This window comes from Mesorhizobium sp. WSM4830 (genome assembly GCF_055811495.1).
Genome location: NZ_JBVVQI010000031.1, coordinates 31985 through 51927 on the forward strand (window position 1 = coordinate 31985; position 19943 = coordinate 51927).

At 58.4% G+C, this 19943-nt stretch carries 12 protein-coding genes and 1 pseudogene; 5 read left to right on the plus strand and 8 right to left on the minus strand.

Features of this window, described 5'->3' with window-relative positions:
* Nucleotides 1-534: 534 nt before the first annotated feature.
* The 3 genes from AC0L2Y_RS28560 to AC0L2Y_RS28570 all read left to right on the plus strand — a co-directional run bounded on the left by AC0L2Y_RS28560 (nt 535) and on the right by AC0L2Y_RS28570 (nt 6022).
* Nucleotides 535-2709: a S8 family serine peptidase gene (locus AC0L2Y_RS28560; protein ID WP_473561108.1), complete on the plus strand. Its 2175-nt coding sequence runs from the start codon at nt 535-537 to the stop codon at nt 2707-2709.
* A gap of 10 nt (nt 2710-2719) precedes the next feature.
* Nucleotides 2720-4024: an MBL fold metallo-hydrolase gene (locus AC0L2Y_RS28565; protein ID WP_473561109.1), complete on the plus strand. Its 1305-nt coding sequence runs from the start codon at nt 2720-2722 to the stop codon at nt 4022-4024.
* Nucleotides 4025-4123: 99 nt separating this feature from the next.
* The gene (locus AC0L2Y_RS28570; protein ID WP_473561111.1) at nt 4124-6022 is read left to right on the plus strand and encodes a tyrosinase family protein; all 1899 of its coding nucleotides are present in this window, start codon (nt 4124-4126) and stop codon (nt 6020-6022) included.
* A 420-nt stretch (nt 6023-6442) separates the two neighbouring features.
* Here the strand turns inward: AC0L2Y_RS28570 and AC0L2Y_RS28575 are convergent, their stop codons facing one another.
* Genes AC0L2Y_RS28575 through AC0L2Y_RS28595 form a run of 5 tightly spaced genes read right to left on the minus strand, consistent with a single transcriptional unit; the run spans nt 6443 to nt 13897 of the window.
* Nucleotides 6443-8365, minus strand: a complete 1923-nt coding sequence (locus AC0L2Y_RS28575; protein ID WP_473561113.1) for an alpha-amylase family glycosyl hydrolase — start codon at nt 8363-8365, stop codon at nt 6443-6445.
* Between the two features lie 24 nt (nt 8366-8389).
* A complete protein-coding gene (locus AC0L2Y_RS28580; RefSeq protein ID WP_473561115.1) occupies nt 8390-9640 on the minus strand; it encodes a cupin domain-containing protein in 1251 nt (416 codons plus the stop codon).
* An 18-nt stretch (nt 9641-9658) separates the two neighbouring features.
* Nucleotides 9659-11176: a cupin domain-containing protein gene (locus AC0L2Y_RS28585; protein ID WP_473561117.1), complete on the minus strand. Its 1518-nt coding sequence runs from the start codon at nt 11174-11176 to the stop codon at nt 9659-9661.
* A gap of 15 nt (nt 11177-11191) precedes the next feature.
* Nucleotides 11192-13018: a GMC family oxidoreductase gene (locus AC0L2Y_RS28590; RefSeq protein ID WP_473561119.1), complete on the minus strand. Its 1827-nt coding sequence runs from the start codon at nt 13016-13018 to the stop codon at nt 11192-11194.
* An 18-nt stretch (nt 13019-13036) separates the two neighbouring features.
* A complete protein-coding gene (locus AC0L2Y_RS28595; protein ID WP_473561120.1) occupies nt 13037-13897 on the minus strand; it encodes a gluconate 2-dehydrogenase subunit 3 family protein in 861 nt (286 codons plus the stop codon).
* 907 nt (nt 13898-14804) lie between these two features.
* On the opposite strand from AC0L2Y_RS28595, the gene AC0L2Y_RS28600 reads away from it, so the two are divergent.
* Nucleotides 14805-16142 carry a DNA/RNA non-specific endonuclease gene (locus tag AC0L2Y_RS28600; RefSeq protein ID WP_473561122.1) on the plus strand — a complete coding sequence of 446 codons (1338 nt, stop codon included), beginning with the start codon at nt 14805-14807 and terminating at the stop codon, nt 16140-16142.
* Nucleotides 16143-16309: 167 nt separating this feature from the next.
* On the opposite strand, the gene AC0L2Y_RS28605 is transcribed toward AC0L2Y_RS28600, so the two are convergent.
* Together AC0L2Y_RS28605 and AC0L2Y_RS28610 are read right to left on the minus strand one after the other, a co-directional pair.
* Nucleotides 16310-16873, minus strand: a complete 564-nt coding sequence (locus AC0L2Y_RS28605; RefSeq protein ID WP_473561124.1) for a hypothetical protein — start codon at nt 16871-16873, stop codon at nt 16310-16312.
* On the minus strand, nt 16866-17873 hold the full coding sequence (locus AC0L2Y_RS28610) for a pentapeptide repeat-containing protein (protein ID WP_473561126.1): 1008 nt from the start codon (nt 17871-17873) through the stop codon (nt 16866-16868). Before AC0L2Y_RS28610 ends, AC0L2Y_RS28605 begins: the two co-directional genes overlap by 8 nt.
* Nucleotides 17874-18140: 267 nt before the next feature.
* On the opposite strand from AC0L2Y_RS28610, the gene AC0L2Y_RS28615 reads away from it, so the two are divergent.
* Nucleotides 18141-18662, plus strand: a complete 522-nt coding sequence (locus AC0L2Y_RS28615; RefSeq protein WP_473561129.1) for a LodA/GoxA family CTQ-dependent oxidase — start codon at nt 18141-18143, stop codon at nt 18660-18662.
* Nucleotides 18663-18743: 81 nt separating this feature from the next.
* Here the strand turns inward: AC0L2Y_RS28615 and AC0L2Y_RS28620 are convergent.
* Nucleotides 18744-19832: pseudogene (locus tag AC0L2Y_RS28620) on the minus strand (DUF3363 domain-containing protein); the annotation flags it as partial.
* Between the last annotated feature and the right edge of the window lie 111 nt (nt 19833-19943).

Below are 19943 nucleotides of genomic sequence, written 5' to 3' on the forward strand. Positions count from 1 at the left end.
AGCACCTTGCGCGGCGGGATGAATGTTCGGCGAGGTGGAAAGAAGAGTGGCGCCTTTACTGGCTCTTGTCAGCGCAGCGTATCAGTCTTTTCCAATCATTGCGCCATTGGCCACCACCACAACTCGATCGAACTGAAGCCCTTTTAGGAGGAGGATGCTGCGCGTGGGAATAGTGCACCCCGCGTGCCGGATTCTGTTCTGCACGTCCCAGATAGCATTACTCAGCGATTTATGGGCGAATGATCGCAAGCCGAAGTCATGGTCGTCGTTCATGTGGCGGACGATGTCAGCGGGGGCGGACCAGCACCATCAGCGGCAAGCTGCTTCCGATCGCCCAACAAAATTAATCGTTCGACGGCATCTCAATGGCCGTACTCGGGATGATCTCCCCGTCATTGGCGCAGGTGGAGAATATCATAGTGTTGCTTTCATCCACGCACGATATTCACTAAAGTTCGCGACACAGGCAAAATTTCGCGCTATACGAGAAGATATACTGAGTCTTCACGGATAAGCTGAGCTTGGGGGGGTGCGATGGCAGACCACGACGAGGGCTCGCGGCGGCTGCATCCGCGCCTCAGATGTTTGCGCAACGGCGATGGCACGGTCAATGCGTTGCGTTCTGACTTAAGTGCGATCGTTGCGACCGCAACAGGCGCCTCGATGTTTTCTCTTGGTATTCCGGAGAACCTCGATCTCACGCTGTTGCGTGAGACCCAATCGACCATCATGACGGAGGAGATGCCTCGGAAAAAGACGAGACTTTCCAAAAGACCGAAACTCGCGGATCAACCTCCCGCGGATGCGTCGTTTGTGAATATCTTCGTGGAGCTCTATCGAGATCGCGGGGCTGACGGCGCTGACATCGACAAAGGCGCCATCGAACGGATAAAGCAAATTGCTAAGCGCGGATTGGCGACGCTCCCGGACCAAGGCAACGAGACGTCGATCGGAAACGACCCACTGGTAAGGCGCAACTTTGTCTCGGTAACGGTTCCGATCGCCTCGCTACCTGAGCTCGAGAACGACCCAGGGGTCGCTTTCGTCCACCCTTCCGAACCGCTCAGGCTCGATCAACCTTTGGTCGACACAAAGCTCCAGACCCCGACGCCACGCAGTGTTGGCGGCGCGGAGATCAAGAAACATCATCGTGATGGCGAAGGTGTCATCATTGGCATAATCGACGTCGGTGGCTTTGACTTCGCGCATCCCGATTTTAGAAATGCCGCCGGCGGCACACGGTTCCTGTCGATATGGGATCAGGGTGGCGATTTCAGGCGGCCCCCTTCGGAGAGTGGAGGAAAGAGCCACTTCAACTATGGCAGCGAGCTGACCAAAGGGCTCATGGATGCCGCGATCGTGGCAGAGGCAGCGGGGAAGTTCCCCGCGACATTCAGCGAACGCCAGTCGCAACGCACCGAGGGTTCGCACGCCACCCATGTGACGAGTATCGCCGCAGGAAACTCTGGGATTTGCCCACAAGCGGATATCGCTGCAGTTCTGATTTCGGTCCCAACGCTGAAGGATTCCTCGGAGGAACGCCGTTCCACCTTCACCGACTCCACACGGATCGTCCATGCCGTCGAGTATTTGCTCGAAATTGCTGAGCGTGAGAAGAAGTCAATCTCCATAAACATAAGCCTCGGCACCAACGGCGGGGCGCATGACGGTTCGAGCGGCGTGTCGCGGTGGTTGGATGCTCTTCTGTCTACGCCGGGACGGGCCGTCTGTGTGGCGGCCGGAAACGCCGGTCAGGAGAAGGCACAGTCGAACGAAGACCTTGGGTTCATCACAGGGCGCATCCACTCGAGCGGTAGGATACCATCACGGGGACTAAGCACGGATCTGGAATGGACCGTCATCGGAAACGGTATTGAGGATCTGTCCGAAAACGAGCTCGAGATCTGGTACGGCGCGCAGGATCGCGTGACGGTGATGGTAAAGGCGCCAAGTCCGGGGTCGCCATGGATCACTGTTCGGCCCCGCGAATACGTGCAGAACAAGCGGCTGCCGAGCGGAACGACATTGTCGATCTATAATGAGCTCTATCATCCGACAAACGGTGCTAACTACGCCGCGATTTACCTGACGCCCAACCTGGACCCGCTGAATTTGCGTGGAGTCGAGGCTGGAGTTTGGACAATCAGGTTAGTCGGCGACGAGATTCGCGATGGCCGGTTCGACTGCTGGATAGAAAGAGATGACCCTATCGAGATAGGCGCACGTGGCGGCGTTCGTTTCTACAGGTTTCCGTCATTCTTTTCCGAGGCGTCCAACATCGATTCGCACTCCATTAGCTCTCTTGCATGCGGGCATCGAGTGATCTCGGTTGCAAACCTCGACGACGCGCGGCAGCGCATCAACATCTCCAGCAGTCAGGGACCAACGCGCGATGCTCGCAGCAAACCTGATGTCGCGGCTCCGGGCACCGACATCGTCGCGGCAAAAGGTTTCAGCGAGGACGATCGGGAATGGATTGGCATGACAGGTACAAGCATGGCCAGCCCCTACGTCACAGGTGTCGTTGGCCTGATGCTCGCGGCAAACGACACTCTCACCTCCGCACAATGTTCCGGCATCCTGCAGCGTACTGCCCGGCCGCTCCCTGGTGCATCCTACGAGTGGCGGAATGACGCAGGTTTCGGCGTTATCGATCCGGTCGCCGCCGTGGAGGAAGCTCGGACGTTCAATCAGCGCATCGAAGTTTGAGGGGCGGGCCATGAAGCTACAGATTTTTCAGTCTGACAAGGGAGATTGCCTCCTGCTTGAGAGTCGCGACGGGAAGCGCATTCTCAGCGACGGCGGCATGGCGAGCAGCATGAAAAGCTATGTTCGCGCTGAATTGTCGAAACTGCGTGATGCGGGACTGGCGCTGGATTACGTCTACATTTCTCACATCGACCAGGATCACATTTCAGGGGTTCTTCAATTGCTCGAGGACGAGCTTGAGTGGCGGCTCTACGAGTACCACGAGGCCAACGGAACACCGATCAAGAAGCCGAAGGTGCCCCGGCCGCCTGAAATCTCGGGGATTTGGCACAACGCTTTCCGCGATCAGATCGGGAAGAACGCCGGCGATGTTGAACAACTCATGGCCGCTGCAGCGCCCGCGCTTCTTGCAAGCTCCGTCCCTTCTCTGATGGAAATCGGCGAGGAACTCCAGCAGATCGCAGTCTCAATTCCTGAGGCCATTAAGGTTTCGCGCTACGCATCCCCTGAATTGCTTGGAATCCCGGTGAACAAGCTGCCCGGTGCTGTGGACGAAGCAAAGCTCCTAATGTTTCGCAAGGGCCAATCTTCGTTCCAAGTCGGATCGATGACGCTGACAATCGTCGGTCCGACGGCGAGCGAACTCGCGATGCTGAGGGATGGCTGGAACAATTTCCTGCGGGACGCGACCAGCCGAAAAAAACTCAAAGATCTGCGAGCGGAGATAAAGCGCAAAGTGGACGCGTTTGGTCAGGAGGAGTTTCATCTCCGCGACTGGAACGGGATAGAGGACTTCGAAGGCGTCACGGTCCCCAACATCGCATCATTGATGTTCATGGTCGAGGAGGATGGAAAACGCCTACTGCTGACCGGAGACTCGCAGCAAAGAATCATTGAGAAGGGCCTCGAACTTGCAGGTTTTCTCGATGATGGCCACATTCACGTTGATGTTCTCAAGGTCCAGCATCACGCTTCAGAGCACAACGTTGATGAGGAATTTTGTCGAATTGTGTCGGCTGACCACTACGTCTTTTGTGGAAACGGTTTGAACGGCAATCCGGAGCGATCAGTTATTCAGGCGATCTATGACTCGCGTCTTGGGTCAATGAAGAAGCGCGCGCTGTCGCCGACCGCCGGCGGCCGTCCGTTCAAGTTCTGGTTCAGCACAACGTCAGACGCTCAGCTCGCCGGAAGCCAACAACAGGCTACGTTCGCAGCGGTAGAAACTCTCGTCTCTAAACTGGAAGCGCAATCCGGCGGGCTACTTTCTTCCGCCTTCAACGGCGACGTCAGCCTTACACTGAACATAACTTGACTTTTCCGGCCACGGCTACGCGTTCAGTGCGAATCTGATTTCAAGAAACGGAAATGTCGCTAAGATAATAGGTTGGCGCCAGCTGGATTGGGGAGCGTAATGGAAGCATTCGAGCGGGCGCGCCGTGATCGGGACGCGATCTTCGGAATTGGAGTTCCAAGCTCTAGTGGTGAATCTTCGAGTATTGCTATGGCAGGTATCCGCGACGAGACGGATCCGACCAGCAAAAGGCGCATGTTTACGCCATTTCTATCCAACGATCAGCAGCGGGCAGCAACGCTTGCGGAGTCCTTCGCCAGACAAGCCGACGATCAGACCGAAGCAGGTGACGACGATCGGCTCGCGGCGGTTATGGGAACGGCGCGTGCCATGGCGTCAGCAGGCGACGAGGGATTGGTGCAGCATGCACTTGGCCTTTTCCTAACCCACCATCCACTCGGGCGAAAGCTGACAGTGCCTTCGCTTCTCAGACGAACTGCAATTACTGCTGAGGCCGCCGACCTTCCCGAGATCGATCTGGGAAGTGGTGCCGACGGCGAAGAAGCGAAGCTCGATTGGTTCCGGGAAGATCCTCTTCTCAACGAGCACCACGAACACTGGCACTGGGTGTACCCCAATCGGCGTGGGACCGGAGAGCCATTCTATAAAGTCAAGGAGCGCCACGGCGAACTCTTCTATTACATGCATCAACAGATGCTTGCTCGCTATGACGTCGAGCGGCTTGCAGTGGGCCTGTCAAGAGTTGATCCAATTGACGACTATGCTGCTCCTCTCGGTGCAGGCTACGATCCAGGCCGTCTCGCCGATTATGGTTTTTCGGCTCGCGCGACGGACAGCTTAATGGTTCCTTATAATGGAGATTCTCCGGCTACGCAGGAGTCTTTACGAGGCCTCCTAGCCGAAGGAGTTGCCGCTCGCGCACTTACAGCCGTGTCGAACGAAGCGATACCGCTCGTCGATCATTTCGGCTCAAACATTCTGGGCATGACGACGGAAAGTACGGACGCTACCGCGAATCCTGTCTACAGAAATCATCACGGCACCGGCCATGTTCTCATCGGCGATCTTGAGGAGCGCCCGGGGGTCATTCTGTCGCCGGCGACGGCAATACGCGATCCAGCCTTCTGGCGCTGGCATCGCCATGTGGATGACCTGCATTTTGTCTATCAGGACACGCTGCCGCCGCACGATTTCGACGATCGACCTCGCGTTTCGGTCACAAGAGTGTCTCTCGCGCTTGAGGGGGATCATCCCGGAAGTGGGGAGGATGGCGCTGACTTATCAAATGTTGCGCAGGCCGCGATTGCCGGAACGGGCGCCGAGACTCTTGAGACGACGATGCGAATGGGGCGTTACCAGCTCTTGGATGGCAACCGTTACCGCTACGAATTTTTGACCCATAATCCATTTTTCATCGCTGCCGAGCTTCAGAATCTGACGGCTGCATCGAAGGCGGTCACGCTACGCTTCTTCCTATTGCCGGACGGGCTGTTCGACGTAAACGAGGATCCGACCACGTTACCGGGCCGTCAAATGCGCCGCTTCGTGATTGAACTGGACAAAGCACGGGTTCAATCAAAGCCGGGTACAGCAACAGTTGGGCGCTCAGGGCGGCAAATGTCCATCGTTCGGAGACCAGCCATCGTTGATCCGGCCGAGGTGATCGACCTCGACGGGGAGGTCATGGACGCAGACGCACGTACCTGTACGTGCGGCTGGCCATTTGGTTTGCTACTTCCGCGCGGGACGAAGGATGGTCTGCCGTTCAAGCTGTTCGCGATGGCTACCGATAATGACAAGGACAAGGTCGGCAGTCAGAAGAAATGCGGCTCGATGAGCTTCTGCGGCGTCGGGGACGAATATCCAGATGCGCGCCCAATGGGCTATCCTTTTGACCGGCCCTTATCGAAACCGCTAAGCGAGATCGTTGCCGAGAACGCCAATATGATGCTGGTGCCAATCAAGATCCGTTGGACCAATCCTCCACTCATCGGTTGAGGGCGATCCTACCCGTCAACGCGTCACATTCGGGTTTTGTGAGCGAGTCCCTAAGGATATTTCAGGTAATAGCTGCACCGGCTAGATCGAAGCGCGCGACTGGAGAGCAGAGGCTGACAAGGTACGGCGGCGCCGATATCCACGGCGAACTCGACCTTATTGCCGTGAAATTGGAGACAAGTGGCACGAGCACAATTCAGACTACGATATGCAGTGTCTGGACCATGGCCGTTGGCGAAGTTTGCGCGAGGTTCATCGCTATCTGTCTGATTGACATGGGCGGGCCATGACCGGGAATGTCGATAAGTGAACCTACCACGGGGACCATGAATGGCGTCGGTGAGGTCCAGGCAAAAAGCGGATGCGTGCCTATCACGTCGTTATGAATAAGTAGCTGATACATTAGCATTCAATTTCCTCTTAACCAGCGTAGCTTAGGGCGATGAAGCCGTTAGCGGGGACATTGATTTTGGCCGAGGCATTTAAGCCATGCATAGGTCGGTCTGAAGCATACGCGCCGCCGCCGTTGCCGATCGCTTCGGAATTGACCCAACCGTCATACACATCGCTATTGAATGTTTCTCGCCAAGTTCCTGTCCGCGGCAGGCCGAGTTCATAGCCGAGCCACGGTTCTTCACGCAGGTTGAATGCCAACACAACATCATTTCCGGTACCGGGCACCCAGCGATGGAAGGCGAGCACGCGGTTGTCGTTGTGGACATGGAACACGTTGATTGCATCGGAGGTGAGCGCCGGTTCTCTTCGACGTACCGCAATCAGTTCGCGAATAAAACGAAGATGATCCTGCATCGCGCGGTCGCGGTCCAACCCGTCCCACCAAAGGAGATAGTCCCCATAGAAGTCCGGGCTGTCGCTCCAATATTTGTCTTCCAGAAACTCTTGCCCCATGAAAAGCATCGGGATGCCGGGTGCTGTCAGCAGCAACCCATTCGCCCACCGGGCGCGTGATCGCGCATGCCACGATCGAGCGTCATTCACATCACCGACGGCGGCAATCCGCGGTTCGCGGTCGGACTCGTTGTTGACCCGCACAACGTCGTGGTTTTCGAGATGGTGCACCGAACGCCAAGCTTGGCCGTGTTTCGGGAAAAGCTCCCGCGCAACCCCGTCGAGATCGATCTCAGCATCGCGTCCTTGCGCAGCCTGCTGCAGCACGGCGCGCGCCTTCTCGCGGAGCCCGGAATCGACGACGGAATCGAAGCCTCCGCCACCTTGACCGCGGTTGCGAACTACGGCCGACTGATCTGCCCAATACTCCGCTATCATCACCACGTTCGGTTTGTGATGGCGCAATGCGTCAGTGAGATCCTGGAGGAAATTCCAGCCGCCATTTCTGTCGATGACCGTCACCTCGTCGAAGCGGAATCCGTCGACATGGTAGTCATCCAAAAAGAAGACGGCGTTGTCGATAAGGAATTGTCGCACCGGCGCTTGCCAATAGGCGAACACCAATCCGCCGGCCCAACCGGCATTGGTGAAATAAAGGCTATGATTGTTGTCGCCCTCGGGCTGCCGGTCGAGAAAATAGAGGCTCTCCGAGCCAAAATCCCCGCCGGCATGGTTGTAGACGAGATCGAACATGACCGCGATGCCGTATACGTGGAACAGGTCGACCATTGCCATGAGCTGCTTGGTCTGGCAGTCTAGCTCGCCGGGCTGAAACGGCGCGAACCCCTTTTTGGCCAGCAACGTATTGGCGAGGTCGAGATAGCGTTGAAATTCCGCCGAGCCCGGTGGCAACGCGTAGTCCAGTTCGGGCGCGAACAGGTCGGTGCCGTTATATCCCAGGGAGCGCATGGTCTCGAATTCCTGGATTGGCAGGAACTGCACCGCGGTCACGCCGAGCTCCGCGAGATATTCGAGCTTCGTCAGCACATCCAAAAATCGGCCTGGCCGCTGCCGGCGCGCGTCGACGCCGCTGGCGTCCATTGCGACGAACGCTCCCACATGCAGCTGGTAGATGATGAGCTCATGAAAGGGCGGCGGCCGAAATCCCGCGTCGTGCCAGGGAAAGGTCGCCGGCTGCGTGATGAAGTTGTTGCAGGCTGGAAATGGAGGGTCCCACGTCCTCGACCGGCCGCGTGGATCGCGCTTCGCGCCCGTGGAGCCAACACCTACGATGTCGAACTTGTACTGGTCCCCTTCCTTCGCTCCCTGAACAAAAGTCCACCAATTGCCGTCCGGCTGCCGGCTCAACGCCTGTCTGTTCCATTGGTTGAATGAACCGAGAACCGCGACATTGCGCGCTTCCGGGGCCCAAATGCGAAACGTTGCGCCGCCCTCTACGAGATGGACGCCCATCGGATCATTCTCCCCTGCCATTCGCAGCTCCCATTCCCTTTCCGATCAGTCATACCCGCCGAACATCAGCAGAGGTATGTCCTCGTCCGTCGGATTCATGAGTCCGTGGATCTGCCCTGGCTTCAGCAGCGCAAAGTGGCCGGCACGCAGGGTTCTGATCTCAAAGGCGCGCTGTCGGGTGGTTAGTTCGCACCAATCGCCGACGATCATGACAACCTCGTTCTCCATCACCATGAAGATCTCCTGGTTGTCGCGATGCCTGTGCAAGCCGATACCGGCATTCGGTCGGATGACGTGAAAGTCCATATAGTCGACGCTCAGGAAAGGCTCGCGCCGCCCTTGATGCGGTTTTTCCCCGAACGCGTCAGCGCTCCAAGGCGCGGGGGTGCGACCGAGCTCTCCGCTGTTCTGGAACTCGAAGTAGTTTGACAAAAGATTTCGATATTCGAGCCGGCCGACACCGCCGTGAGGATTCGAGCTGCCACCGACTTTCAGATAATTGTCCCAGCCGCGAACAATCATCGAGAATTCGTAGACGTAGTTTTGACCATGGCGAGAATCCCAGGACGCGCCGGTCATGTCGCTCCACGCGAGCTCAATGCGCAGCGGCAGGATGGGATGCATCGCATGCCCGGGACTTACAAGGTTCATGGGCTTGTCCTCGACCGACTCCCGGCGAAATTCCTCTGCCGAACCGGCGACAAGGTCTGGGCGCACGATCAAATGGGCGCGATCCAGCGCCGCTTGTCCACGCACGTCGAGCTTCGCGCGCAAATCGTCATCGGGATAGGACCATATCTCGAGTTCGTAGCGGTCACTTTCCGTGTTGTAGGGTACTGTTAAGAGGGTCTCGGTCTCCCGATCGCCTACCCTAAGGTACAGCCTGATAGTCTCGCCAAGATTGTGGCCGGACGCTGCGGACAGGCGACTGTCGGGCCCTCCTCGATACGAAACCTGGAGGAATGGGCCGGTCCAGCCTTCGACCGTTACCCAGCCGCGCAAAAGCCTGACGTCGCCCAGCATGAAGTCGCAGACGTTCTGCTTCTGAAAGTCGACGAAATCCTGATCCGTCGGATCGAGGCGATGCTCGTTTGGCGCCCGCGGGCCATAAAGTGCAATGGACTCTATTGGAAGCAACGCCTGGACGAGATCCTGCTGATAATGATCGCGCTCGGCCGCGAAGTGGAAGCCCTCGTAGACGTCCATGAGGCGCTGCATTGGGTTGGCGGTCTGGTAGTCAGGCTCCATGCCCGGCGGCATCTCCCGGGCCACAGGATCTGTATCGACAATCCGCATGGTGTATTCCTTTCGCGGTCAGGCGCTGTGGTAGAGGAAGGCCACGAATTTGAGCGGCTTCTTGCCAACGTTGCGGATCCCATGCACACCGCCGCTCTTGGTGAAGATCACATTGCCTGGCTTCACGGGAAGTTCCACGCATTTGCGCTCAAACAGGCCGAAGATGTCTCGCGTGACAACGTTGTACTTGGGTTTCCCAGTGGCCGGGTCCGTGCCCGTGGTTTCCGGATCGTCTCCAGCGGCCATGTAAGCGATGCCTTCCCCTGAGACGATGTAGTAGAGTTCCTCCGAACCGACATGGCAGTGGGTGCCTTCTGTCGTCCCGGGCGGGATTGTCACCTCGTGGAAGAACACCACTGTGCCGCCCAGCTCCCGCTGCAGCAGCCATCGCATTTCGATGACGTTTGCGTCCTTGAAAGCCTGCTGCGGCGGGATGCCCTGCCACGCGGCTGCGTCACCAAGCTCAGGATGGAACGCCGGATCGACATAGTCGGGGTTGCCGGTGTCCATCATCGCGTTGCGATAACGAACGGGCGGCGTCGTGTTCGCGTCGAGAAACCAGCCCTTCTGAAAGTTGACGAGATAGTTGCCGACGGGAACTGTGTTCTTGCTGTTGTCGCTCGGCAAAGGCGATCGCGGGTCTTGGTAGTTGCGCTCGAAATTGTCGTCCCACATGACGTTGGTGATCGGTTTGCCGAAGGGATAGTCGACATCGTTCTCGCGAAACAACATCTCGACAGTACGAACTTCGTCGATCAGCTCCAACACCGGCGTGAAGTCACGGACTCGGGTTATTGACCCTCTCGGTCCCATTTGCGCCGAAACCTGAAAATGGTGACGGGAATTCGACGGCGGCTCCAGCGTCTGCCAGATCTCAACCTGATACGCGTTGATCCACGGGCAGAAATGCATTTTGACTGGAGACTCGACGACCCGGGTTTCCACCTTCGGCGCGACGTCGCCGCCTGACACATGAAGGTCACCGTTTTCATCGAGCGCCTCGCCCTTTGCGTTGCGCACGATGGCCTTGCCGGTCAGCCGCACCTTGGCGATCACCTCCTCGCGCAGGAACCGGCCGACCTCGCGCGTCTTCTCGACGAGGCGGCCGGCGCGATACTCGATCCGCACCAGATTGGCCAATTTGCGGCCATCCATGAAGAGCTGGGCCTTCAACACCGAGATATCGAGCACCGAGCGAGCGTCGGAAACCGCGTAGCGGTAGCGCTGTGCAGCGCGGGTCGCATTGAGATACTGCGCATGAAAAATACGATCCGGGAAGAAGACGACCTTGAAGATCTGATTCTCCGGCGACGAATAGATGTCCCGGAACTGAACCAGAGCATCGCCCTGCGGCTGCGCCATCGGGGGCGATTCCGGCTGAATGGTTGCGCGGTCCAAGGTGGATGTGGGACCGCCCAGTCCGATGCTCGGCGGCAGCGGCATCACTGCCGCACCGCTGTCTCCCACGAGTCGCCGGAAGGTCTCCGCCGCGGACGGGGGTTGCTCGAGATACATCCTTCCAGAAGGAACGCTCACCGGGGCCTCTCCATCTTAGAGCTTGTCGGCTACGCGGAAGGCGTTCGCCTGGATGGTCAATGTGGGGTTTGCACCGCCCGAAGTTGGCATGAAGGCCCCATCGGTCACATACAGATTCTCGAACTGCCAATGACGGCAGTTGGGATCGAGCACGGAATCGCTTGGGTCCGGTCCAAAGCGTAGACCACCGAGGATGTGATTGGCGATGCGGGCCCGAGCATCGTCGCCGACATGACCGAAGCCCTGCACGGCCACCCCTCCGCGTTCGAGGATGTCGCGGCACATCTCGGCCATGCGCTTCATCAGATAGCGGTCGTGTTGATGCCAACCCTTGATAATATAGGCTACGGGTCGGTTCCATTTATCTTTGACCCACGGATGCAGCTCAATACGGTTTGTGCGCATCGGCACCTGGTTGGCCATAAAGCTGACCGATAGGCCGCGCTGAAAATTCGCCTTGAGCCAATCAAGGAACTTGTCGCCGACAAGGGACGCATCATCGACGTAGGCCTTCCAGATAGTGTCGAGGTCCTGGGCTCCGTGGGTCCGGCCAAGCGAGATCGGAAGCGCTTGGTCCGAAGTGTTGTTGTAGATAGCGGCACCCGCCCAAAGTCCTTCCTGTTCAAGGAACTGCTCCGTACCGCAGAAGTCCGTCGCATAGTCACTGTCGAGCGAGCGTGATTTGTCGATGGGCGCGGGGATGTCGCCCTCTGCGCCGCCGAAGCAGTGGGTGAGGAAGTATTTGCCGACGAGACTGTCGGCAACGCTCTTGCCCGCATGCAGGCGCCGCCCGAATTCCGCCTCCATACCGCCGGAGAGCAGCAGCAGCCGCACGCTCTCGATCGCCGAGCACGCCACGACGACCTTACGCGCCGTTGCGGTGCGCGGTGCGCCGGACGGATCGAGATAGTGGACGCCGCTGATCTTGCCGTTCTGCTGGCTGAGATGGGTGACGACGCAGTTGGCGCGCAGGTCCAGCAATGGCCCCAATTTCGGATTGCGCAAGGTTGGCCGCAGTAGCGCGACGTACGTATTCGACTTGAATCCCAGCGGGTCGCCGTATCGATTGACATAGCCTGTCTTTGCCTGTTCCGGATCCGACCTGCCGTTCTCGTCGCGCGGCATGAAGCGTCCGCTCGCCGCGTGGTCTTCGGTGATGACGGCAAGCGGCGTCCGATAGGGCGTCATGCCCAATGCCACCATGCCCTTGCGGGCGAAGTCGCTGATTGGGTTGGGAGTCAGGGGTTTCTGATAAGTCTTTGGATCGCTGAAGGCTTTCGACTGGCCCATTTGCTCGCCGTTCAACCCAACGAGCCGTTCCGCCTTGCAATAATACGGCTCGAGGTCATCGTACGAGATCGGCCAATCCCGTGCCTCACGCGCGACGTCGCCTTTCGGATCATGCGGCAAAACGCGCCCGGCATTGAAGCTTTGCAGACGAAGGTCAGTATCGGTGAAGCGCAACGAGACCGCCCCGTAGAGTTGCGTTCCACCCCCGACAGCTTGCGCCGTATAGCCCTCTATGGTCGCATAGTCCTCACCCAATGCATTCTGGTAGACGTGCGGCTCGTCATTGAGGTCGGGCTCGATATGGCTGTTGAACAGGGAAGCGGAGCGGTTGACGAGAGCGTGGGTCAGCCGCTTCTCCGGCCCGGTCGCGAACAGTTCGTCGCGCTTGTAGTCTGAGGGCGATGGGCCTCCCGGCGTCTCGTCCTGCGGACGGAACAGCGGCCCCTTCTCCAAAACCAAGACGCTTCGCCCTCTGCGCGCCATCTCGTAGGCAATCGGTGAGCCGCCGGCGCCGCTCCCGATTACGATCACATCGAAATCTGTCTGCGCCATGCCGTTCTCGTAGAAGGGTTAGCCGAGATAGGAGGAATTGGTTCCGAGCGGCTTCTCAAGGCTCGCACGCCAATCGAAGATCGAACCGTCCGGAGCGGGCGCGAGTTCTTTGTCGAGGTAGGACCAGCCCGCCAGGGCAGCATTTCCGCCGTACTTCGGATGAGAGAACGCCCCGGTGAAAGCATGCCGGCGCAGCAATTTCAGGAAGTTCGATGGATCCTGATAGCGCGCGGTGTCCCATCCGATCACCGTTCCTGATGCGAGTTCACTGTAGAGCTGCTCGAAAAGATCTCTCGAGACATCCCCAGGCTCATGCTCCGGATCCCGGGCGCGCAGGACTTTCGCGATCTGTTCCAAGCAAAGCTTATAGTCAACGCCGCGATGTGCTTCTTCGCGCGCCAGTATGTGGTCAATGTAGATGGCGGCCCCAGCGGAGTCGTCGAAGCGATACGTCCGTCTCTGAACGCCGCGCCGGGCGTCGGTATCGAGGCCATTGTAGTACCAGGAGAGGAACCGCTGCCCTTCCCGCGTGCGGAATGGCAGGATGTGATTACACAATCGCTGCACCAGAGCCAGTTCGAACGACTCGAAGAATAGCGGCTGGCTATGTTCCCAGGTGAAGAACCGCGACCAGGTTTGGCCGTTGTCGGCCCGCACCACCTGCGGATTGATTGGGTCGGCGATCGCGGTTCCATCGACCAGAAACTTGTAAAAGAACGCCTCGCGTCGGGGCACAGTGATGGTAACCGCGAAGAAGGCGGTGTCGTCATCGAGAAACCGAACACGCCGCATGAGCTGGCGTTCGTAGAGGGGAGCAAATGAACCGATCAATTCGACTGCGCTAGGTGCATCTTCAAATGTTGAATAAACAAATGTCACATCATTCAGGTCCGAGCGGACGGTGCCAGTCGGCGGCGCTGAACAGGTATCGATGATCGGAAAGCGCCAAGCTTCCCGAATTCTACCGCGTGGATCGGTTTCAGCGTAGTGACCGAATCCAAAATTGTGTCGGCTATCTATATTCGCCCGAGAAAGGTACGGTGTACAATGGTTCAATACATATTGGTCATCACGCACGGCCGTCCCCCGAGAGCCTCGCTTCTAGACTACTTTCGATCAGTTTTGTCCTGATCAGCGCGAAATCTGACATCCAGCATCGCAAGCTTGAACTAGAATACGGCCGCGTACAACCGATATTCGTTGAAACCGCGTAAGTCTCTGACATTTGTCGTTCCAAATTCTCGGGCTGGAATATCTAGCGCCGTTTCAGAGCCGGTTTGCCCGTCTAGGCACGCCGACGACCTTCGCCAACACCCCGAGCCAGGCACGGGTGTTTCGGCTCGCTGGTGGTCGAGGTGAACAATTCGGCGTTTATGACGCCGAGTCGAGGCGAAAGAGTACAACCCACGTGACCATGATGGCTGGACTCGTCGGCAGGTGTCAGCTTCAGTCCGCTCACACCCCGAGTGTGTTCTTTGCTCGCGCGGGGGAAGAGTGCGCTGGCCTCTGCCTCTGAACAACAAGCCATCGCTCCTATCGCCATACTGTGCCCGGTCACAAAATAGGAGGAAATCATTGGGCTCCTGCGAGACAGTTCGACCTTCGGCGAACGCAACGCGTTCGTTCATCCCTTTATTCAAGACTAACCAGACGGAACTCAGGCCCATGTCGAAGCCGCGCGCCTCACTGGAACTTGACACTTGCAATTTTTCAGCACGTGAATCTGCTATTGCCGTGGCGCCGATTTTCCTGATAGCTACTGAGGTTTCGGATTGCTTCAACCAAGATGTCCAGCGCCGATAATTCCTCGCTCGACGCCGAGCACCTCACGGAAGGCCTTGAACAGGATAAGCTCCGGCTTGAGATAGCCGAACTCAAGAAGCCTTTTTATCGACGACCGGCGAATTGGTTCAGTTTCGTCGCGGCAATAGTCGCGGTCGGTGGCTTTTTCGGGCAAAGTCTTCTTTCGAACATCAAGGTCGAACGCGCTCTGCTCGAGGCCGGCCAAAAGCAAGTGGACGCATCTAACCGCGTTAGTGCCGCCGAAAATCGCGAAAAGGAAGCCGCTGATCGCGAGGCCTCGGCTGAGACGGCGCGGAAAAAGGCCGAGGCGAGAACGCAGCAAATGCAGGGGGAGCTGCTTGCCCTTGAAAGCGACAAACGCGCAATCGACGCGCAGATCGGCAGCGCGCGCGACGGCCTTAACAGGATACTCGGCCTTGTCGACCAGCTCAACGCTGCCGGAGTACCTGATCATCTCGTCGCAAGCATAGCCAAAGAGATTACCGGGACCGCGGATGCCCTTGGACGCACCTGCAGCCCAGCGGATGCCGCCGCGTATGACCAGGCACTGGTGCTGAACGAAGGCCAAGCGACGGTGGCGGTCGCTGAACATTCACCGTGGGGCGCCCCGCGCTTTTCCGATGGAACAGGTAGTGAGCCCAATCTGGTTCAAGCGTGGTGGATCGGTTTGTATGACACAGCCGCGAAGGTTCCCGTCTGGGTCGCGTACAAACTCGATGGGTCGAAGATCATAAACCGGATCCGCACCGATTGTTGGCGGCCCGACCCACGATTTGCGCCAGAAGACCTGGCGACATTGAAGGACTACCAGGAGCCAGTTTATGACCGCGGTCACCTTGTGCCGCGCGCTGACATGACGCGAAGCGACCCGGCCGCCGCAAGCGTCTTTGTCGTCACCAATCTCACGCCACAGACCGCGAAGTTGAACCGCGACACCTGGTCCTCCCTTGAGAATGCGATCCGCCACTGGGCAATAGAATACAAAACCGTCTATATCATTACCGGGCCCGTATTCGACTACGACGGCGATGTTAAACGCGATGCGCCGGGCACCGCTCCGACCATTGGCGACGCGAAGGTCGCCGTTCCCAGCCATTTTTTTAAAATCGTCGCGCGCACAGACGCTAACGGCCCTACCGATCTGATAGGTTTTCTCGTTCCGAACGTGGAAAACCCCGACCCAGCTTTCCGACACTTTGCCGTCACCATTGACAGGCTCGAAGCGGTGACCGGGCTAAATTTTTTTCCCGATATCATTAGCGAGGAGTTTGAGCGGCGCGAAGGCGCGCTCACGGAAACACAGAAATGGTTTCCGGAATAGACTATTTCGCCCATGGCCGAGCCAGAACGCGGTTACTGTTTGCCCGGCCGCGGGCTGCGCCCGCCTCGCGAACGGCCCTTCGCCCACTGCTCTGCGGATGCCTGCCAGGCGAATGCCGGACAACCAGAAAATCAGAATTTGCTTGTCTTGATGATGTAACCAGAAAATCAGAATTTGCTTGTCTTGATGATGTAATACGTCTCTGGCTGGAATAGCGGGTTATCCTTGGGAACGATACGCGCAGCGAGGTCTTGGTACTGCTTTCGCACGTCGTAGCGCATACCCTTAGCATTCGGGCACTGGTCGCCATTAAGAACCACCTTCGCAAAGACTGCGGCGAAATCCGGATAGTCCTTCCACATTTCCTGACGAAGCAATGCTCCTGCAATGCCGGGATGGGTGACGGTCGGGCCGCCGGTCTGCAGCACGCAAGCGATGGCGACAAACTTGTGCAGTCGTGCTGCGACATCAGCTTCGCTTGGTTGCCTCGGACCGCCACCTTGACGCTCAAGCCACCAGCCTTTCGAGGGCGAATTCCAGTGCGTCAATGACAGGCCGTGGACGCGGTCGAATGCTCTCTTCAGATGTGAGGGAAGCATATTCGGATCCGTGCCCGGAAGACCTTTCGCAACGCCCTCGAGCGTCGCTCGTGCGCTGTCAATGTCTCGCTGCTCGAGCGGCTCTAACTGGCAAAGTGCCTCGTTATCTACAATTCGCATCGACTCAAGCACGACCCCCCTCCGCGCTCTCCACGGTTTCGACTTTGCTTCCCCATACCGTGGCGGTTCTGAAGCTCGCTCCGCTCAGCTTCGAAGAGTGAAAGTCTACGCCCTGCAGGTCCGCGCATGCAAAGTCGGCCCCCCTCAATCCGGCGTGGAACTCGGCGCCCATGAGTTGCGCGCCCGTGAATTGGGCAGCGTCGTAGCCGCCCAGGATAATCGGTGTTTCGTCAGCTCCTGGAATTCCAGACTCGCTCTGCTGAAGATAGGCGCCGAGCGCCTTCAGGCCGGAAAAGTTGACCCCTCGAAAGTTTCCGTCGATGTAGGCACCGTTTGCCGTCGCCCCTGCGAAGCTCGCCCCCTCGGCCCGGACGCTCTCGAGCCGGGCACCCTCAAAATGCGCGCCGCTTGCATCGTCGAAAACAGGAAAATCGAAACGCGCGTAGTCGAAGTGAACCCCAAATAACTTGGCACCGGAAAAGTTCGGCTGGGTAGCCCGAACGTGTCGTAAGTCGGAAAATGACAAGTCAGCACCACGAAACGTCGTGCGGCTCAACTCTGAACCATTCAACGATGCGCAGCCGTCCATTTGGCCGAAGGCGTTCCTCTGACAGAAAGAGGCGTAGTCGAACTTGGCGCCGGTGAGGTCCGCGTAACTCAGATTGGCACCGTCGAAGCGAACGCCGCGAAAATCGCCACCGATCAAGATAGCGTGGCTGAGGTCGCGACGAGCCAAGTCGTGATCGAATTGGCGCGCCACCGATCGTACTTTGAGCTCGTCGTTCGGCCGATTGCCGAGTTGAGCATAGGGAACTACTAGATTGCGCGCGAACGGGCTTTTCAGCCGACCAGTCACCAAATCGGGCGGACCACCGAAGAGAAGTTTTGTCGCACATGGCCCTGGGGCGATTGCAGGTAGGGGCTGTCCGCCTTCCCATTTGATTCCGTACCACCACAGGTAGACCCTCGGGCAATCGGGCAATCCCAGGGGCTCCGTCGTTTCATCAGGCACTGTCGCAATTCCGATCGAAAAGTAGATTAGGCAAAGCGGGCCCGTGACGTGGCCAAGCTGCAGTTGTCTCGCGCCGCTGCTCGCCTCGCCAAACTGCTCAACGACGCGCTGCAGTAGAGCTCAAGGCGCGGCTGTGCCGCGGGCCGGCTGGGAGGCCGGCGCCGGACTGGTGACGGTCGAGGTCTTCCATGAGGGCTGCGAATTCAGGAAGTAAGTTGCAACGAAACGGGGAATCCGCCTGCCGAAGGTCGTATGGGAGAAATAAGCATGGCCAACACGATCGTCCGAGCGTCAATACACCCAGGTATCGGTATTGCCCGGCGAGGCAGCAGCCCGGATGCCCACCTGCTAGCTCCGCAAGTTCCGAACCCGCCTCCTAGGCCAGTCGATAGCTCCCATGACAGGAGTGGCTATCTCAAGCGTGAAGCCGTGGAATTCCGAATCTATGGGTACGACAAGGACGGCAATGTCGTTTCCGAACTTACCGCCGACAAGTTTCCGCACGACTACAAAGGTACGGTAACGCTAAACGGAGACGAGGATTCTTTTGTGAAGGAACGTTGGGACTGGCTGAGGAAAGCGTTCACCGATGCAGCCTCGGCCGCGACGTCAGAGGCCAAGGCTTGGACGACATGGAAGGCGTACGAAGACGTTTTCAGTTCAACCCTTCAGGAGCAAGCGCCACGCCCCGACCGGGACCAGTCGGCTGTTCCCCATACTTTCCCGTTCAACCTTACGATCCGTGCGCTCAACGAGCGGCTGCGCTCTCGTATCGCAGACTTGGAGTGACGTGGAGGCGCCAAGCGGCCGTTTGACAGCGGATCGAAGTGTCCGTTGCCGAGAATGAACTAGCACGAAAGTCATCAGAATTCACAACCCGAGTGCTCGCTTCTTTCCAGAGGCCCAATCGACTCCGCCACCTGCACAGGCCAGGCCGGAATATGTTTTCCCAGCTCTCGCTCGACAGATGGCGACCAAGGTACGAGCTGGAAACCAAGCCCTTCATCAATCATGACGAAACGCCCGGAAGCGAGCGCGAAGCGTTGCCGGTACATGCCAGCTACTTGATCGCCTTCCGAGACCTTCGTGAACGGCAGTCCGGTCTCTACAGCGAGCCGAGCGCCAAGCGCGTTCATCTCGTGATCGCGTACCGTGTCGATCAGATCGCAAGCGAAGATGACGCGTTGACCGTCGCACCGCGCGAGACCCTGCTTGACAAGGTAGTCGGTACGGTTTTCCAGCGCCTGCCTCACCTCCTTGCCGAAGCCAGTTTCACCGTGTTCAGCGGGCTCGCGCGCCAAAAAGCTGCCGGTCGAGCCAGGTCGCGCCACCGGCGCGGACCTGCTCTTCGACAGAAAGGTCTGACCGGACGGCGAGCGCGACTCGGCCACGGCCCCTTGCATCTTCGTAGTGGCGCAGTTCAACGATCGAGCCGGGCGCGGAATCTCCGGTGGCGTCGAGATCACTACAGCGAATGTGATGGACGCGTCCGTCGACACCATCGACGATTGCATAGGCCGAGCCGCGCAGTTCGTCATCCAGGCCACGCTCAAGCAGCCGACCAATGACTGGTTTGTCGATCTGTTCCGCCGGGAGTACATAGTCGGCCGCGCCTCTGTCGACGCGCTTCCCGGCGAGACTTTGATGCATCCGCTTGATGATGTCGCCGCGCTCACCGAGACTGCGCAAAGTTGGCTCAACCTCTTCGCCCAGTATCCATTGGCCAGGACGGATCTCGTTGGCGAGGCTAAGACGTTCCAACTTACGCAGCCGCCCGATCTTCACCGTCAGGAACTCGTCGGGCTGGTGGCTGTGAGGTGGCGCAAGATCGATGACGCCAAGGCGATCGGCATCGCGCACAAGCTGGCGGTCGAGCTGTGTCCAGCGCTCGGTGTCGATCTGTCGTTCGACTGTTCGGCGGATGTCCTTATCGGTCCGGGGCCCCAGCGTCTGTGTGAGGAATATCGCTTGCCCGATCGCGCCGGCTCCCGACTGTTTGAGGAGCGAGCCGATGGGACGTGTGATTTGGAATGGCCATCCACCGCACGTTGCGGAGGTGGTGGTTTGGGA

Bases quoted from the DNA above. Each gene is read 5' to 3' on its own strand.
- AC0L2Y_RS28560 (WP_473561108.1), top strand. From the start codon at position 535: ATGGCAGACCACGACGAGGGCTCGCGGCGGCTGCATCCGCGCCTCAGA.
- AC0L2Y_RS28565 (WP_473561109.1), top strand. From the start codon at position 2,720: ATGAAGCTACAGATTTTTCAGTCTGACAAGGGAGATTGCCTCCTGCTT.
- AC0L2Y_RS28570 (WP_473561111.1), top strand. From the start codon at position 4,124: ATGGAAGCATTCGAGCGGGCGCGCCGTGATCGGGACGCGATCTTCGGA.
- AC0L2Y_RS28575 (WP_473561113.1), bottom strand. From the start codon at position 8,365: ATGGCAGGGGAGAATGATCCGATGGGCGTCCATCTCGTAGAGGGCGGC.
- AC0L2Y_RS28580 (WP_473561115.1), bottom strand. From the start codon at position 9,640: ATGCGGATTGTCGATACAGATCCTGTGGCCCGGGAGATGCCGCCGGGC.
- AC0L2Y_RS28590 (WP_473561119.1), bottom strand. From the start codon at position 13,018: ATGGCGCAGACAGATTTCGATGTGATCGTAATCGGGAGCGGCGCCGGC.
- AC0L2Y_RS28600 (WP_473561122.1), top strand. From the start codon at position 14,805: ATGTCCAGCGCCGATAATTCCTCGCTCGACGCCGAGCACCTCACGGAA.
- AC0L2Y_RS28615 (WP_473561129.1), top strand. From the start codon at position 18,141: ATGGCCAACACGATCGTCCGAGCGTCAATACACCCAGGTATCGGTATT.